The following is a 17286-nucleotide window of genomic DNA, read 5'->3' as shown; positions in this document are numbered from 1 at the left end:
TCATGAGATATAACATGGTTCCATTATCCATTAATAATGGATTGGATAACAAAAAAATCGCTGGAAGTTTTGATTATATTATCTTAATGAAAGCACCAGCAAACGCAAATGTAAGAATTAGATTAAATGATAACACAGCATCTGAAATTCCATTAAATGTAAATTTTGCAATAAGTGCAAAAGATGTTACAGAAATTTTTGTAAGTGCTGATGTAGTTGAAGATGGAGCTATTTTAATAGGTCAAAGTGATACTATCGAAAATTTTCAAATCTTAACTTCTCCAGTAGTAAGCCAAATTGATACTATTGGAAGCGTTGCAGAGGTAACTGGTTTTAGTTCTGCACTTTTAACTGCTTTAGACAAAATTTCTAATCCATACGATTTTAAAGAGATCATAAAAGGTAATTATAATTTAAGTCCTTTTTCAACTTTATTAGATACCACTTTAGACTGTGATAGGGTTGATATTATCCTATCATCTTCTAATCTTGGGCATTCAACGGTAGCCTATACCTCTATTTATTGCGAAATTGATGGTGCTGTCGTTGCCAAAGAACTTATTAGTAATATATACAGTATTAATGACGGAGTAATCTCTTTGCCAAATGTCAGAGGAATGAATATAAAAGTAAAAGGTAATAGCTCCAACACTTACGGAGTAATTCATTATACTTTAATCAAATATGATTTAAAGGCTTAATTATGGCTAATTTAATAGCAAATATATTAAAAAATGAAATTGGAAAAGATAAGGATAATAATCCTTTATTTGAGTATAAATTTGTAGATTTAGCAGGACAACTTTTTACAAATTTTAAATTAGTTTCTATTTCAGAAGATGAAAAAACGGCAATTTTAGAAGATTTAAGCCCACAAAGTGAAGCTTAAAAGGTGTTCATATGAACAAAAATACAAAATTAGCCCTACTTGGGGCTAGTCTATTAGGAGGAATTTATATCATGAATTCAACAGAGTATAAAAACTATGGTTTAATAGGTGGAAATGTACAAATACAAGCTTATATTTATATGGCGTGTAAGGTTATATCTCCTACAACCGTAGAAAATGCAAAATTACTACTTGCAGAAACTATTGCAGTAGAATCAAAAAACGGACAAGTAGCAGACAATAGTCTTACTTATGGCGAGGGTTTAACTCAATTTGATAAACCTACTTTTATAGATGTTAAAAAAACATTTTCAGACATCAAACACGTAGAGCTCTTGAAAAGAATTAAAACTTTTTTAAATGTTGATATTCTAACTGCTGAATATGAAGATTTAAGAAAAAGCCCGATGTTATCAATCGTAATGGCAAGATTATTATATTTAAGAGTTCCCGAATCTATCCCTGATACAGATTTTGGAAGATGGGCATATTATAAAAGATGGTTTAATAGTTCACTAGGTGCAACAACTGAAAGCAAATACATGAACGCCAAAAAATTTTCAGTTTATAAAGTGTAAATCATGTTTGGTGCATGGACTACAATTAACGGAAGTAATATTGAAGTATTAGAGCCAAAAGGTGTTGATATGTCTTATGACAAAATGCAGACCATAGAAGAAACCACTGGATATAAATTTGATACACTAGAAAAAGCAACAGCTCTTGGAACTGATTTAAAAAAAGAAGTTGCAACAACTGGAACTACAATAAATGATACTTTGTCAGATATTGGAGCAGGTGTAAAAAGTGGAGCTAAATTATTAAGATATCTTCCTATTTTAGCTCTTGTAGGTGGTGGGTATTATTTCTACTCAAAGGCTCACGCATGAATGAATTAGATTTAATGCAATTTATCCAAGAAAATTGGCAAGTAGGCTTTTTGTACGGACTTAAATATTTAAAAGATATGTCAAGAAGTCATACAAATTTAGAAAAAATAGTCGCAGTTCATGAAGCAGAAATTGAAATGCTAAAGAAAAACAAAGGGTAAACAATGTTTGATAAACTAGAACTTGAAAACGTAGCAACAGCTCACGCACTAGAACTAAACAAAAGTATTGATAAAATAGCTCAAAATGTTTTGATTGGTTTAGCTCTTATTGCTTTAGCTACTGCATTTAGAAAAAGGTAAAGATATAATCTTTGCCTTTTATCTCAAAATGAGCCACCTGTTAACTTCTCGAGCTGACAAAATAAGTCCGTTTTGGACTTACTCCAGTTAGATATCTCTTCTCCAGGAATACCAAAATGAACTTTACTTATGTAAATCACACATATTTTATGTAAATCACGTTTTAAAAACGTTAATCACGTAAATAGTTTGAAAATTTACAATTTCAATACTAAAAAATGAGCCCGCGGGTGGCCCTATTTTATAATCAAACTTTTCTTTTCTTTTTTTAAAAATTCTCTCTTCTTTCTCAAATGGTTAGAAAGTAACTTTAAAACATATCATAATCAAACGCAATGACACTAAATAATCAAAAACTTCTTTAAAACATATCAACACTAACCTATACAAATAAAACTTCATAAACTGAAGATATAACGTTTCGTTATATCTTCTCTAGAAGATACTATTAAAAAAAGTTTTGCTTGTCAAAACTCATTATTGGGCTTTAGCCCTCATTAAATTCTTTATTTTGCGACGCATGGAGCATAAATATCCTTTTTGCCATCTTGTGAGCCCACGGGGCGAACTCATATTTGAGCCCTTGGGGCGAAAACCTTATCATGCATGAAGCCCACCGGGCGAAATGCTACTGTCTGATATCCTTAATTAAGTTATAGTAAGACTAAGACATATAGTTACTTCTTAAGACCTTTACTTATTAATATAGAAGATAAGGTCATTTTGACCCTATGGGTAAGGTCATTTTGACCCTATTAAGATAAGGTCATTTTGACCCTATGGTATAATGAGTAAAATAATGTTAAAGTTACACAAAAATTTCACTATAAATTTGTAAGATATATGCTTATTAAGTATAAATAAAGAAATAAGGCTATAAAATGGCTACTAGAAAAATAGAAGACAAAAAAAAGCTTGAAGAGCTACAAAAAAAGACCGCTGAAAGACTAAAGTCAAGTAAACTTACTGCTGAAATAAATTTCAATATGAGGTTTAAAAAGTACGAGATTGCTATAATAAAACGTAAGACCAAGAGCTTAAGAATTAAGTACGATGGACTAACTAGGGCTGAAGTTTTAAGGAAAGTTTTGCTAAATTTAGATGACGAAGAATTGATTTGCTTTCTTAATTTATTACCAAGTGATAGATTAAAAAAATAAACTCAAAGATGATAAGAAAAAGTTGGCGCTTTTTCTTATCTGATAAACAACCTATACCGGAGGTCATTTAATGTTTAAAACATTAATAATTTTATTATTTCTCTCTTTAATCCTAGCTGAAATTGGCAACTATAATTTTCAAACTTTAATATAAAGGTACTCTTATGAGATATGATTTAGACTTTTGTGATACTTTTGACAAAACACTTCTCTTTTGGATTGAAAGATTTATAAGAAATAAATTAACATCACTTAGCAACTCAAATGTAAATGATAAAGATAAATTAGCCATGATAATTAAAGATTTGGTTAAAGGTACAAAGAATTTAGATGAATTAACAATATTAGTAAAAAGTGCTAGAAATATAGGTTTATCAGGAATCAATACATATTATAATCCAATAGCAAAATTATATAAGTTTTTGACAGATTTAGGTTTGGCTTCTATGAAAGAGATTGATGAAGAGCTTTTGAGTGATTTTTTAGCCACAAGTACAAGTGGACTATCCGATGCCTCTAAAAAAAACCATAGGATTGCCCTACTTGCTCTTTTTTCATATATTGACAAACAAAATGAAACTAAAGACAATAATTCATACATGTTTAAAATAGAACTAAAAAATTGGGGTGGGTTAAGTGGTAAATCTGGTACTAAACTACCCTCTTACATGAATAAAGATGAGATTACAAGGTTTTTAGATGCTATTGAAAGTTTTGAGTTTTCAGAAGATGTTATGTATCGAAATAGATTAATTCTAAAAATTATAATTTATACAGGAATTCGTGTCTCTGAGATGCTAAATCTAAAATTAAAAGATATATATAAAGAAGATGATGTATTTATAATACAAGTAAGAGGAAAAGGAAATAAACCAAGAGTTGTTATGATAAAAGCAAAAATAATTCAAAATGAGTTGAACTATTGGCTAAATCAAAGGGTTTGTGAAGATGATTTTTTAGTTTGTAATAAAAAAGGAAATAGATTGACTCAAGCCTATATAAGTAGAATAGTTGAAAAGCTATTAATAAGTTGTGGAATAAGAAAAGAAAAAAACGGTGCCCATATGCTAAGACATAGCTTTGCAACACTTTTATATCAAAAACACCATGATCTTATTCTTGTACAAGAAGCTTTAGGGCATGCTGATATAAATACTTCACGTATTTACACCCATTTTGACAAAGAAAGATTGAAAGCAACTACTAATTTAATGGACTAGCTACCATAAACTAGATGTTTCAAAATCTTCTTTTTCATCATTTATTTCTAAGTATATTTCATCTTCATAGTCTAAATATATGGCAAAGTCTCCTATATTTAGGCTATTTTGTATGTTTCTTTTATTTAGATATATATTTTCAATACCATTTGATAAATCTGACAAATAGTATTCAACCATTGATGGAGCCATGTTATTTATAGCTCCATCTAAAGAGTCAAAATCATCCACTCCAAATGTTGAATATAGAGATATTTTATTTAAAAGTAATATCATACTAAACTATTACTACTTATTATTAAATCCATTGAGTAAAGAAGCCATCCTATTTAGGTCAATTTTTTCATCTGATTTTTTTTCTAGTTGAATATCATCAACTTTTACAGCTTCTGCTTTTGGTTTTGCAAAAGTATCACTAGATACAACTGGTGTAGTTAAGAACTCTTCCTCTTCTTCAATATTTAAAGAGGTCTCCTTTGAATAAGAAGATTCTGCTACTTCATTTTGGTTAGTTTCTTTTTTTCTATCACCTACATTTAATATAGTTTCTATCTTACTCAACATAGAGTTTATGTTACTTCCCTGCTTTTCATTTGTAGAGTTTATATCATTTAATTTACTATTTAAATCACCATTTAAGGCATCTAAATCTTCTATATCATTTTTTAATTTTTGGTTCTCTTTTTCTAACTCTTCTTTTTCTTTTTGTAAAGTTTCATATGCATTTATTAAATTTGAAAGAGCATCGCTCAATTTAGAAATTGTATCACTATTATTACTCATTAACTATCCTTATCTGATATTATATCAAGTGCTATTGTGCCAAAAATTAGCTAATAATTCCATCAATTTTTAATAAAGAATCAACACTTGGTTCTCTTTGTGCAAATTCATAAAAAAGTTCATTCATATCAGATGAACCACCTTTTTCTAAAATTGTTTCTTTATACTTTAAAGCCAGCTCTTTATTGAAGGTATTTTCTGATTCTATAAACATATAATATGCATCTGCACTTAATACTTCTGCCCATTTATAAGAGTAATAACCAGCTGCATATCCTCCTCCAAATATGTGTGAAAAACTATTTTGAAATTTATTATATTTTGGTGGTTTTATTAGTGAAATTTCATCTCTAATCTCATTTAATAATTTTTGAACTTCATCCTCACTTTTGTATAATTTTTGATGGAGTTTAAAATCAAAAAGTGCAAATTCTACCTGTCTTATCATGTTTAAAGATGACTGAAAGTTTCTTGCTTTTATGATTTTATCAATAGCCTCATCTGATAAAGTTTCACCTGTTTTATAATGTTTTGCAAACTGTTTTAAAACTGTTTTATCATAAGAAAAATATTCTAAAAACTGTGAAGGAAATTCTACCGTATCCCAAGCAACACCAGCGATTCCACTAATAAATGGTTCGGAAACTTTACTTAAAAGATGATGTAAGGCATGACCCATTTCATGAAAAAGAGTAACTACATCTGAGTGTCTTAAGAGTGATTTTGTTTGATTACTAGATTGAGGAAAGTTACATACTATATAAGCTGTTGGCAAATGTAAATTATTATGTTTATCAACATAATATGAGTTCCAGTTATTCATCCATGCACCTCCTCTTTTATCTTTTCTTGATTCTAAATCAATATAAATTCTAGAAGATAATTTTCCTTTTTCATAGATATCATATGCAGTTGCTTTATCATCCCAAGTAGCTGTATTTGCTTCTTTAAACTCTATGTTAAATATAGAATTTAAAAACTCAAAGAATCCTTTTAAAACAGATTCTTTTTCAAAGTATGGTCTATAAAACTCTTCATCTAAATCATATTTTTCTTTTTTTAATTTTTCTGAATAGTAAGAGATATCAAAAGATTTTAGTTCTTCTATTCCATCTTTTTTTGCAAACTCTTTAATCTCTTCTATCTCTTTTTTACCGCCATCTTTACCTTTTTTGGCTAATTCATACAGAAAATTTATAACATCATCTTCTGTTTTGGCCATTTTAGTACTTAATGAGTACTGTGCATAAGAAGAAAAGCCCAGTATTTTTGACTTTTCATCCTTTAATGCTAGTATCTCTTCTATGATTTTCCCATTTTCTGGTGCTCTAGTACAATATGCTTTATAAATCTCTTCTCTTTTTTCTCTATTTGTACCATAGGTAATATAAGCTACATATGAAGGCATTTGTAGGGTGAATTTGTATTTTGTTTTACCCTCTTCTTCAAAACTTGCCAATTGTAAGTCTGATTCTGGGATTTCTCTTACATCCTCATAATCTTCAATTATCATTTCATAAGAATTTGTTGCATTTAATAGGTTGTGTGAAAACTTATGAGATAACTCACTTTGTCTTAAATTTATATCTTTTAGTCTAGCTTTTAAATTATTATTTAAATGGCAACCAGATAATTCAAAGTCTCTTATTTCATTTTCAAGCACTTTATTTTGTATAGTACTTAATGTATCTTTATAGTTATCTTGTATATCTTTTAAAGATGTATAAATATTTACATTTTGACTTAGCTCAGTTTCGTAGTTGGAGATTAAAGGAAGGCATTCTTCATACACTTTTGTTGTTATTTTTGAGTTCTTAACAGAATCGATATGAAAAATAGGTGTTAAGAATATATTTATGCTCTCCCCTATTTCCTGATATGGTTTTACAAAATTATCAAAACTCTTATTATCTATTTCTAAAAGCTTATCTATTTGCTCTTTTGATTCTTTTAGTTTTACTTCTAATAACTCTTTTTTACTCTCTAAATCATTTATATTGAATTCTTCAAACATATTATTCCTTTTATTAATTATTAAACTCTATTAAAAATCCCCTATCAAAATCACTATAGTCTTTATAAAACTCTAGTGATTTGACATTGAATTTTTTCATATAATTTTTTATTGATTCTTTTTGATCATATCCATACTCACAATATAGATATTTTATTTTTTTAGATATAACTTCTTGGATTAAATCCTTTAGTAGTTCATCACCAATTGTTCCTCCAAACAAAGCATTAGTAGGCTCAAATTTAACATTATGTGGTAAAACATAATTATCTGATATATAAGGAGGATTTGATATACACATATCAAAATCTTCGTCTACTTCTTTTAATAAATCAGATTTTATAAAAGAAATTTGACTCTCTACATTATGTTTTATTGCATTTTCTTTTGCTAAATCTAATGCATCATTATTTATATCTACTGCTACAACTTTTAGTTCTGGCAGAAGTTTTGATAGCATTACAGAAATTATTCCACTCCCAGTTCCGACTTCTACAATTTTAGGATTTTTTATTTGCTTTAATGTTTCAAATGCTTTCTCAACTAATATCTCAGTCTCTGGTCTTGGAATTAGTACATTCTCTTTGATAAGAAAATTTTCTCCATAAAAAGAGACTCTTTTTGTTAGATACTCCAAGGGGTAATGAGTAGCTCTTTTTTTCACTAAATTTTTTAGTTCTTTTTCTTTTGTAAAGTCTTCATTTCCATTTAAATGCATCCAAATAACATTTTTTTCTAATAAAAACATAATCAATATTTCTATCTCTTTTGCTGGTATATGGGTTACATTTTTAAGTTCTTGTGAATATTTTTTTATGCACTCTTTTATTGTCAACTAAACTCCTTTAAAAAACGTATTATACTAATAGTGTATAAATTACTCTTTAATAGAATCTAATCTAATACAAATAAAGATATCTCATCTGCGAGTAAAAAATTGTAATTATAAACTTTATTATCTATTTTGTATATCTTTTTTTCATCTATTAATATTTTAATTTTTTTTAATTCATTTTCATTAAAAACAGTTAACTTTACTCCTACATTAGACCTCAGTCCTAATAATACCTTTTCTGTTTTTATATCAACATCCTCCATATACTCTTTTTCATAAGCAAGGGGGTTTTCTATGTATTCTTCAATGTTTTTATTGGGATAGTATCTAAAATTATCTATAAATCCAACAGCACCTGTTCCAATGCCTAAGTAGTTTGTATACTTCCAATAACCAAAATTGTGTTTAGATTGAGTATCTTGAGACTTTGCGAAGTTTGAAATTTCATATTGCTCATAACCTAACTCTTTTAAGTAATCAAATAGTTTATAAGATAACTCTTCGTCATCTATTTTTACATGAGATTTATTAAAGAACTTTGTTCCCTCTTCTAAGGTTAAAGAATATGCACTTATATGATCAATATTTTGTTTATTTATCATATTAAAATCATACTTTAATTTTTCAAAGCTATCACCTTGAACTCCATAAATAATGTCACAGTTAATACTATTAAAACCTATACACTTTGCATTTTGTATAGCACTTATAGCACTATTACTATTATGTGCACGATTTAAGTATTTTAGTTTTTTATCATTAAAACTTTGTACTCCAAAGCTGATTCTATTTACACCTAAGTTTTTCATACCTTGAAGCCATTCTTTTGTTGCAGAATTTGGGTTAGCTTCACTAGTTATTTCACAGTTTTCAATTAAATGTGGTGATATGATTTTAAAAATATTTTCATACTCTTTAAAATCTACACAACTAGGAGTCCCTCCTCCTATAAATACTGTTTCTATCTTTTCATCTTTTAAATAGTGTTCAATGTCGTAAATTAGTTGTTTTTCAATAGCTTTCATATAAGTTTGTTTCAAGTGAAACCTATCTACATATGAGTTAAATGCGCAATAAAAGCATTTACTATCACAAAATGGAATATGTATGTATAAAAGCAATTTTTAATCCTAAGTTTATTATAATATTTCCCTTATTATAAGGGAAAAGATATTTATGATTGATAAAAGTGAGAAAATACCTACAAGTGTAAATGGTAAAAATTACAGACCTAATGTAGCAGCAATTGTTTTATCAGCAAAGTATCCTCAAAAGTGTGAGCTTTTCATAGCTTCAAGAACTGACGTTGAAAATGCCTGGCAGTTTCCTCAAGGGGGAATTGATGAAGGAGAAAGTGCAAAAGAAGCTCTGTTTAGAGAATTAAAAGAAGAGATTGGTACAGATGATATAAAAATTATCGCAGAGTATCCAGAATGGGTAAGTTACGACTTTCCTCCTGCAATTGCTGAAAAAATGAAGCCATATGATGGCCAAATACAGAAGTACTATTTAGTTAAGTTAAATGTAGGTGCAAAAATAGATATTTATACTCATCATACTCCTGAGTTTAGTGAATATAAATTTGTTCCAACAAAAAATATTTATGATTATATAACTTTTTTTAAAAGAACTGTATATAAACAAGTATTGAAGTATTTTAAAAACGAGGGTTATATTTAAAAAGGATTATGAGTTAAATGTTAAAAGTATTAAAATTTGGTGGTACTAGTGTAGGTACTCTAGATAGAATTCAAAATGTTGCAACTATTATAAAAAAAATCAAAGATGAAGGTCATGATGTTATTGCTGTAGTTTCTGCTATGAGTGGAGAGACTAACAAGTTAATCGAATATGCTGAGAGTTATTCTAAAAAACCTACTCCTTGTGAAATTGATATGTTGTTAAGCTCAGGTGAGCGAGTCACTTCAGCCCTACTTTCAATTGCTTTAAATGAAGCTGGATATAGTGCTGTTTCAATGAGTGGTGGAGAAGCAGGTATTGTAACCGATGAAAAGCATACAAAGGCTAGAATTGAACATATAGATACAACAAATATGAAAAATGCAATAGCTGATGGTAAAATAATTGTTGTTGCGGGTTTTCAAGGTGTTACTCAAAAAGGTAAAGTTACAACTTTAGGACGAGGTGGTTCTGATTTAACTGCAGTTGCCATCGCAGGAGCAATTGAAGCAGACTTTTGTGAAATATACACAGATGTAGATGGTATTTATACAACAGATCCTAGAATTGAACCAAAAGCTAAAAAACTAGAAAAAATATCTTATGATGAGATGTTAGAGCTAGCTAGTTTAGGAGCTAAGGTATTACAAAATAGATCAGTTGAAATGGCAAAAAAATTAAATGTAAATTTAGTATCAAGAAGTAGCTTTACTCCTGAAGTTGAAGGTACTTTAATAACAAAGGAAGAGAATATTATGGAACAACCAATAGTAAGTGGAATTGCTTTGGATAAAAATCAAGTTAGAGTTGGAATGTATGGGGTTATTGATAGACCAGGTATTGCTTCATCAATTTTTACTGCCCTTGCTGATGCAAATATCAATGTTGATATGATTGTTCAAACAGTTGCAGTAGATGGTAAAACAGCTTTAGATTTTACAATTCCAACAAGTGATTGGGAAATTTGTAAAAATGTAATGGTAAATTTTAAAGATGAAGTTGAAAATGTCGATTATAATGAGAAGATTTGTAAAGTCTCTATTGTTGGTGTTGGAATGAAATCTCATACTGGTGTTGCCTCAAAAGCATTTACAGCCCTTGCAAATGAAAATATTAATATAAGAATTATCTCTACAAGTGAAATAAAAATATCAATGATTGTTGAAGAAAAATATGCAGAGTTAGCAGTTCGTGCTTTACATGATGCTTATGATTTGGATAAATAGACGTGCAAGAGTTTTTAAACTGGACGGTTGATACAATAAGAGATGATAAGCTATTATCTCCTTGGTTGGAAGAAAAAAAATATGAATGGACTCCTTTAGTTTCAAAATCTATAAGTAGTATTTTAGATAAAGGATGTTCAGTTATTGTTATAAGTGATGATGAAAGAAATTGGTTCTTAGAGTATATCCTCACAAATATCAATAAAAAAAGTTTAAATAGACCTTATCTGCCTTTCTATGACTTTAAATCTTTTTACAAACTCTTAGATAATGTGCAAAGTGAAGATGATGTTAGTTACTTAAAAGATATGTTAAATATCTCTTTTCCAAATGGTTATTGTTTTTGGTACATAGGAAGAAGCCAGGATTCAAGAGCTTTTATTCCAAAAGTTTCTAAATCCTCTTTTCTTTGGCTATTGGATGAAGAAAAGCAAGATGCTTTTAACTTAAAAAGCAGTGATATAGCACTTGATATGAAGCTTTTACAAATGTTTAGATTATATAATAAAACATTAAGTGCAGCACTTTTTGCAGAGATAAATGTTGAGAGTTAATCTTGATTGAGAATAATAATTCAACAATACTTATTGTTAATAATATAGATGAAACTTTAAAAGACTTAATTCAAACCTTACCCTTACATAGTTATAGGGTTGTGAGAAATGAAGAAAAAGATGATTTTTTAACTGCACAAGCTCAACAAACCATAAAAGAAGCATATATTTCATCAAATGAAACAAAATATATAATTCTTTGTGGAAGTAGTTTTCGAACAGAAGCTCAGAACTCTTTATTAAAAGTTTTAGAAGAACCACCTAAAAATATTGTATTTATAATTGTTACAACCTCAAAATCAAATATTTTACCAACTATTCTTTCTCGTATGCCGCATAAATATTTAAAAAAGAGAATTGAGAGAGTTGAAGTAGATTTTGACTTTTTTAGAATGGATTTAAAAAGTCTGTATCAATTTTTGAAAGATAATCAAAAAATTGGGAAAAAAGAATCAAAAGCAATCATAGAGTCAATTTTATTTAAAATAAACTCTCAAAAAATAAAACTTACAAAAAAAGAGTTAGATGCATTTTCAAATGCTATAAAACTACTTGAGTTAAACTCTAGACCAATTCATATTTTAACTACTCTACTTTTAACAGTAATTCATAGAAAGCATAGATAAAAAACTTTATGAAAAAAAATAAAACAAAAATAATGGGCATTATAAATGCCAATGAAGATTCATTTTTTAAAAATAGTAGATTTTATGGTTCAAATGCAGTTTTAAAAATAGAACAAATGATTATTGATGGTGCAGATATTATAGATTTAGGTGGTGTTTCAAGTCGTCCTGGAAGTGTTGCTGTATCATGGGAGGAAGAACTTAGTAGAGTTAAACCAATAATTGATTTAATCTATGAAGAGAAACTATATGAAAAAGTAAAATTTTCTTTAGATTCTTATGCTCCAAAAGTTTTAGATTATGCTTTAAGTAGAGGTTTTAGCATAGTTAATGATATTACAGGATTAGAAAATGATGAAGTGTGTAAAATAGCTTCATCGTATAATGCCCAAGTTATCATCATGCACATGCAAAACAATCCACAAGATATGCAAAAAAGTCCTAAGTATGAAAATGTAGTTTTTGATATTGATAAATTTTTTAAACAAAGAGTTGAAAAAGCAAAAAAATTTGGAATAAATGACATCATATTAGATGTAGGCATTGGTTTTGGAAAAAATTTAGAGCATAATTTAACACTGATTAAAAACCTAGAGTATTTTACTCATTTTGGCTTTGAATTATTAATGGCAGCAAGTAGAAAGTCTATGATAAATAGTATTGTGGAATCTTCACCCCAAGAGAGACTTCCTGGAACTTTGGCTATTCATTTAGCATCAATAAAAAATGGAGCTTCTATTGTAAGGTGTCATGATGTAAAAGAACATTTTCAGGCTATTAAAGTACAAGAAGCTATAAATGATGTTGAGATACTTTAAAGTATCTCATGTAGGCTATTTGCTTTTTTCATCCATTTATTTAGTTCTTCATAATCTTCATTTTCAACCATTTGTCTAACTTTTTTCATATGAACTTCAAATAAATCAATTGAGTCTAAAAGATTTTCTCTATTTTGTTTAAAAATATCTATCCACATATTAGGGCTTGATTTTGCTATTCTACTCATATCTTTAAATCCCCCTGCAGCTAAGGCAATAATGGATCTTGGGTCTTCATGATTCATTACAGTATTTGCTAAAGAGTATGAAATTGCATGGGGTAAATGAGACATATAACAAGCATGAATATCATGGTCACTTGCTTTCATAAAAACTAGTCTCATCCCTATATCTTGAAATATTTTTATTGCTCTATTTTTATGAAGTTCATCATTTTCTTCCAGGTCACATAAAACAACAGTTTTTCCTTCATAGAGTCCATCCATTGCTGATTTTGGACCAAACTTTTCAGTTCCTGTCATAGGATGAGCTGCTATAAAGTTTTTTCTAATTTCTTTTGGTATATTTTTAACTATAAACTCTTTTGTTGAGCCTAAGTCCATAATAGTGGTATTTTGTGGAACATCTTTTAAATCATCAAACATTGAAATTATTGAGTCAACTGGAATAGCTAAAATGATTACATCTGAATTCTTTTTTAGTTCCTCTAAACTCATAAGTTTATCAACTAAATTTAACTCTTTTATCTCTTTTGCTGTTTGTTCATTTCTTGCATATCCATACACATTTTTTGCAATTGCATATTTTTTGACAGCTTTGGCAATAGAACCACCCATAAGCCCTAGTCCTACAATTCCTATATTCACTATTTTACCCTTTATTAAATTATATAAAAAAAGATTATATCTTAACCATCCTATAAACTTTATTTAGTTATATTAACTACTTTAATAAGAATAGCTATAAGGATTAACGTGAAAAAATCTGCTTTATATACCTCTTTAGTACTTGCTACATTTTTACATGCACAAGAGATACAGTCTATAAAATATGTAAATTTATCAAAAATTTCTCAGGATATTGCTGATGATACAATTGAACTTAGAGTTGGTGATGAAATTAATAATAAATCAATAAATAGTGCAATTAAAAAGTTTTATAAATTTGGATATTTTGATGATATCTCTGTTAATAATAATGATGGAAATTTAGAATTTATATTTAAAGAAAAACCTTCAATTGCAAATATAGAAATAAACAACTATAAAAGTAGAGATGAAGATAAAGAGGCCTTGTACTCAATGATGGGTATAAAAAAAGGGAATATGTATACAACTTCAAGAATTAAACAAGCAAAAGAAATTTTACTAAAAAATTTAGAGCGTGAAGGTTATGTTAATTCTGTTGTTGAAGTAGAAATAGAAAACTTAGGACAAGATGCTGTTGCTGTTACATTTAATGTAAATGTTGGTGATGAAATTATCATTAAAAAAGTAAACTATTATGGTTCAGACAGTTTAGATGTGGGTGATTTTGAAGAAGTTACAGTAAATAATGAAGAAGATTTTGTATCATGGTGGTTTGGACAAAACAGTGGAGAGGTTAATTTAGAACAATTAGAAATTGATGGCCCAAGAATAAGGGATCAATACTTTAAAAATGGTTATTTAGATTCTGTTGTAAAAGATCCATTTTTAAAGATTAATTTTGCTTCCAATGACGCTGTGTTAGACTTTTTTATATCAGAGGGGCAACAATATAAAACAAATGATATTAAAATTTATGTTGATGCTTCAATCATAGATCCAGAGAGTTTATATAGTGAATTAAAACTTTCAAAAGGTGATGTATTTAATATTGAAAAGCTTAGAAAAGATCAAAAATTCTTAAAAACAAAAGTTGCAGACTTAGGATATGCTTTTACTCAAGTTGTATATGATATAAAAAAAGATGAGAAAAAAGCAACTGCAGATATTGTTTTTAATATTATTCCAGGTAAAAAAGTCTATATTAATGATGTAATTATCTCTGGTAATCATAGAACACTAGATAGAGTTATTAGAAGAGATGTATATTTAGCACACGGGGATCTGTTTAGTCTTACTGATTTTGAAGATTCAAGAAGTAAGTTAAAACGAACAGGTTATTTTGATGATGTAACAATTGAGCAAAAAAGAGTTTCAGAAGAGACTATGGATTTAATTGTAAAAGTTAAAGAAGCTCCAACAGGTACTATTACCTTAGGTGGAGGATATGGCTCTTATGATGGATTAATGATAAATGCAGGAATTAATGAGAAAAATATATTTGGTTCAGGTTTAGCAGTTAATGTAAATGTGGACTTCTCTGAAAAAACTCAGAATTATTCTCTATCGTTGACAAATCCAGCAATTTATGACAGTAAATACAATGGAACAGTTGAAATTCATAATAGAGAAGATGAAATTGATTACTCTGGAACAGTAGATGGAGCTTATGAACTATCTAAAGTATCAAATGGTTTTTCAGTTTCTGCTGGACGTGAAATTGTAAGAAATTTATATGCTGGTGCAAAATATAGATTTGATATGGTTGAAGAGACATATACAGATACAAATACAAGTGATGGTAAAGTCTTACCTTCAGGAGTTAATCAAGATTATATTACAAGTTCAATTACTCCTTATCTTAATTTTAATAATACTGATGATTATATGTTACCAAGAAGTGGTATAAATGCAGGAACGTCTTTAGAGTATGCTGGTATTGGTGGAGATTCAAGGTATATGAAAAGTTTAACAAATTTTAAATATTTTCATTCCTTGGAAGATTATATCGATAGTGATTGGATTTTTAGATACAGAGCAAATTTAAATTTCTTAGTTGATAATGGAAAACTTACTCGTGGAGATTCACTTTATATGGGTGGACCAAAATCCTTAAGAGGATATGAATCTTATGCCTTTGGTCCTGACGATGCCTTAATTAATAAAACAGTATATAAACAAATGTTTACTAATAGTATTGAGTTATCATTTCCATTAGTAACAAAATCTAAAATGAGATGGGGAGTTTTTTATGACTATGGTATGATAGGGAAGAACTCTATGTCAGAGATATCAAGAAGTGGAACAGGAGCACTATTTGAATGGGTTTCTCCATTTGGACCACTTCAATTTATATTCTCTCAAGCATTAGATGATGAAGCGGGTGATAAAACATCATCATTTGAATTCGCTTTAGGTTCATCTTTTTAAAAATAAAAGAGTAAAGAATGGTTAAAAAAATGAGTATAATAAATCGACTTACTAAAAAAGAGGCATTGGATTTAATTGAAAATGCCTCTTTAGTTGAGTTAGGTGAAATGGCTACAAAAAGAAAAGCTGAACTTCACCCTGAAAAAATAACATCTTTTGTAGTGGATAGAAATATTAACTATACAAATGTTTGTTGGGTAGATTGTAAATTTTGTGCTTTTTATAGACATGGACGAGATGGTGATTCATATGTATTATCATATGAAGAAATAGACAAAAAAATAGAAGAACTTCTTGAAATTGGTGGAACACAAATTCTTATGCAAGGTGGAGTTCATCCAAAACTAAAAATTGATTATTATGAAGATTTAGTTGAGCATATTCATACAAAATTTCCTCAAATTACCTTGCACTCTTTTTCTGCTATTGAAATAGTATATATTGCAAAAGTATCAAAAATCACAATACTTGAAGTTTTAAAAAGATTACAAGCTAAAGGTTTGAGTTCTATTCCAGGAGCTGGAGCTGAAATATTAAGTGATAGAGTAAGAGATATCATTGCACCTAAAAAAATTGATGCTAGCCAATGGTTAGAAGTACATAGACTTGCCCACTCAATTGGTATGAAAACAACTGCAACTATGATGTTTGGTACTGTTGAAACCAATGAAGAGATTATTGAACATTGGGATTTAATTAGACAGTTACAAGATGAAACAGGTGGATTTAGAGCCTTTATTATGTGGTCTTTTCAAAGTGGAAATACAAAACTAATAGAAGAGTTACCTGACATAAAACCACAATCTTCTAATAGATACTTAAGACTTCTAGCAGTTTCTAGACTTTTCTTAGATAATTTTAAAAATATTCAAAGCTCATGGGTAACCCAAGGAAGTTATATAGGACAAATGGCACTTAAGTTTGGTGCAAATGACCTTGGAAGTACAATGATGGAAGAAAATGTTGTAGCAGCTGCAGGTGCTACAAACTGTATGAATCAAGATGAAATGATTCAATTAATACGTGATGTTGGAGAAAAACCAGCAAAAAGAAATACTGCATACGAGATATTAGAAAGATTTTAGTTCTAAT

General features: G+C 28.7%; 21 protein-coding genes. 15 read left to right on the top strand and 6 right to left on the bottom strand.

The genetic code is table 11. From position 1 onward, the window contains the following. The first annotated feature begins 2 nt into the window (after positions 1-2). The 8 genes from Q0617_RS04195 to Q0617_RS04160 all read left to right on the top strand — a co-directional run bounded on the left by Q0617_RS04195 (position 3) and on the right by Q0617_RS04160 (position 4461). Positions 3-701, top strand: a complete 699-nt coding sequence (locus tag Q0617_RS04195) for a hypothetical protein (RefSeq protein ID WP_298750797.1) — start codon at positions 3-5, stop codon at positions 699-701. Between the two features lie 2 nt (positions 702-703). Continuing rightward, positions 704-889, top strand: coding sequence for a hypothetical protein (locus Q0617_RS04190; protein ID WP_298750794.1), 186 nt, complete (start codon positions 704-706; stop codon positions 887-889). Positions 890-900: 11 nt separating this feature from the next. Further along, positions 901-1467 (top strand): hypothetical protein, encoded by a 567-nt coding sequence (locus Q0617_RS04185; protein ID WP_298750792.1) that lies wholly within the window; start codon positions 901-903, stop codon positions 1465-1467. Between the two features lie 3 nt (positions 1468-1470). Continuing rightward, positions 1471-1779 (top strand): hypothetical protein, encoded by a 309-nt coding sequence (locus Q0617_RS04180; protein ID WP_298750790.1) that lies wholly within the window; start codon positions 1471-1473, stop codon positions 1777-1779. Further along, on the top strand, positions 1776-1940 hold the full coding sequence (locus tag Q0617_RS04175) for a hypothetical protein (protein WP_298750788.1): 165 nt from the start codon (positions 1776-1778) through the stop codon (positions 1938-1940). The genes Q0617_RS04180 and Q0617_RS04175 overlap by 4 nt, the downstream gene beginning before the upstream one ends. 3 nt (positions 1941-1943) lie before the next feature. Then, complete coding sequence (locus Q0617_RS04170) at positions 1944-2081, top strand: hypothetical protein (protein WP_298750786.1); 138 nt, start codon at positions 1944-1946, stop codon at positions 2079-2081. A gap of 881 nt (positions 2082-2962) precedes the next feature. Next, complete coding sequence (locus tag Q0617_RS04165; protein ID WP_298750784.1) at positions 2963-3241, top strand: hypothetical protein; 279 nt, start codon at positions 2963-2965, stop codon at positions 3239-3241. Between the two features lie 164 nt (positions 3242-3405). Continuing rightward, the gene (locus Q0617_RS04160) at positions 3406-4461 is read left to right on the top strand and encodes a tyrosine-type recombinase/integrase (protein ID WP_298750781.1); all 1056 of its coding nucleotides are present in this window, start codon (positions 3406-3408) and stop codon (positions 4459-4461) included. Here the strand turns inward: Q0617_RS04160 and Q0617_RS04155 are convergent, their stop codons facing one another. The 5 genes from Q0617_RS04155 to hemW are packed head-to-tail and all read right to left on the bottom strand — an operon-like array spanning position 4462 to position 9214. Beyond that, a complete protein-coding gene (locus Q0617_RS04155) occupies positions 4462-4737 on the bottom strand; it encodes a hypothetical protein (protein ID WP_298750780.1) in 276 nt (91 codons plus the stop codon). A 12-nt stretch (positions 4738-4749) separates the two neighbouring features. Further along, positions 4750-5244, bottom strand: coding sequence for a hypothetical protein (locus Q0617_RS04150; protein WP_298750778.1), 495 nt, complete (start codon positions 5242-5244; stop codon positions 4750-4752). A gap of 46 nt (positions 5245-5290) precedes the next feature. Continuing rightward, a complete protein-coding gene (locus Q0617_RS04145) occupies positions 5291-7258 on the bottom strand; it encodes a M3 family metallopeptidase (RefSeq protein WP_298750776.1) in 1968 nt (655 codons plus the stop codon). A 13-nt stretch (positions 7259-7271) separates the two neighbouring features. Further along, the gene (gene prmC, locus Q0617_RS04140) at positions 7272-8093 is read right to left on the bottom strand and encodes a peptide chain release factor N(5)-glutamine methyltransferase (protein ID WP_298750774.1); all 822 of its coding nucleotides are present in this window, start codon (positions 8091-8093) and stop codon (positions 7272-7274) included. A gap of 59 nt (positions 8094-8152) precedes the next feature. After that, on the bottom strand, positions 8153-9214 hold the full coding sequence (hemW, locus tag Q0617_RS04135) for a radical SAM family heme chaperone HemW (RefSeq protein ID WP_298750772.1): 1062 nt from the start codon (positions 9212-9214) through the stop codon (positions 8153-8155). A gap of 55 nt (positions 9215-9269) precedes the next feature. Here hemW and Q0617_RS04130 point away from each other — a divergent pair, with 55 nt between their 5' ends. Genes Q0617_RS04130 through folP form a run of 5 tightly spaced genes read left to right on the top strand, consistent with a single transcriptional unit; the run spans position 9270 to position 12997 of the window. Further along, positions 9270-9773, top strand: a complete 504-nt coding sequence (locus Q0617_RS04130) for an RNA pyrophosphohydrolase (RefSeq protein WP_298750770.1) — start codon at positions 9270-9272, stop codon at positions 9771-9773. Positions 9774-9790: 17 nt separating this feature from the next. Continuing rightward, entirely contained in the window at positions 9791-10999 is a 1209-nt protein-coding gene (locus Q0617_RS04125) for an aspartate kinase (protein WP_298750767.1), read from the top strand. A gap of 2 nt (positions 11000-11001) precedes the next feature. Continuing rightward, on the top strand, positions 11002-11553 hold the full coding sequence (locus Q0617_RS04120; RefSeq protein WP_298750765.1) for a HobA family DNA replication regulator: 552 nt from the start codon (positions 11002-11004) through the stop codon (positions 11551-11553). Between the two features lie 2 nt (positions 11554-11555). Then, on the top strand, positions 11556-12179 hold the full coding sequence (locus tag Q0617_RS04115; RefSeq protein ID WP_298750763.1) for a DNA polymerase III subunit delta': 624 nt from the start codon (positions 11556-11558) through the stop codon (positions 12177-12179). A gap of 8 nt (positions 12180-12187) precedes the next feature. Next, positions 12188-12997, top strand: a complete 810-nt coding sequence (folP, locus tag Q0617_RS04110) for a dihydropteroate synthase (RefSeq protein WP_298750761.1) — start codon at positions 12188-12190, stop codon at positions 12995-12997. On the opposite strand, the gene Q0617_RS04105 is transcribed toward folP, so the two are convergent. Then, positions 12994-13824, bottom strand: coding sequence for a prephenate dehydrogenase (locus Q0617_RS04105; protein ID WP_298750759.1), 831 nt, complete (start codon positions 13822-13824; stop codon positions 12994-12996). The genes folP and Q0617_RS04105 overlap by 4 nt on opposite strands. Before the next feature lie 108 nt (positions 13825-13932). On the opposite strand from Q0617_RS04105, the gene bamA reads away from it, so the two are divergent. Together bamA and Q0617_RS04095 are read left to right on the top strand one after the other, a co-directional pair. Beyond that, positions 13933-16194: an outer membrane protein assembly factor BamA gene (gene bamA, locus Q0617_RS04100; RefSeq protein WP_298750757.1), complete on the top strand. Its 2262-nt coding sequence runs from the start codon at positions 13933-13935 to the stop codon at positions 16192-16194. Between the two features lie 38 nt (positions 16195-16232). Beyond that, a complete protein-coding gene (locus tag Q0617_RS04095; protein WP_298751185.1) occupies positions 16233-17279 on the top strand; it encodes a dehypoxanthine futalosine cyclase in 1047 nt (348 codons plus the stop codon). Positions 17280-17286 lie beyond the last annotated feature (7 nt).

The sequence above is a fragment of the uncultured Arcobacter sp. genome (genome assembly GCF_937982575.1).
In the GTDB taxonomy this organism is placed as follows: Bacteria; Campylobacterota; Campylobacteria; order Campylobacterales; family Arcobacteraceae; genus Arcobacter.
The sequence above is the reverse complement of the archived record's forward strand: the minus strand, read 5'-3'. Positions and strand labels throughout refer to the sequence as shown.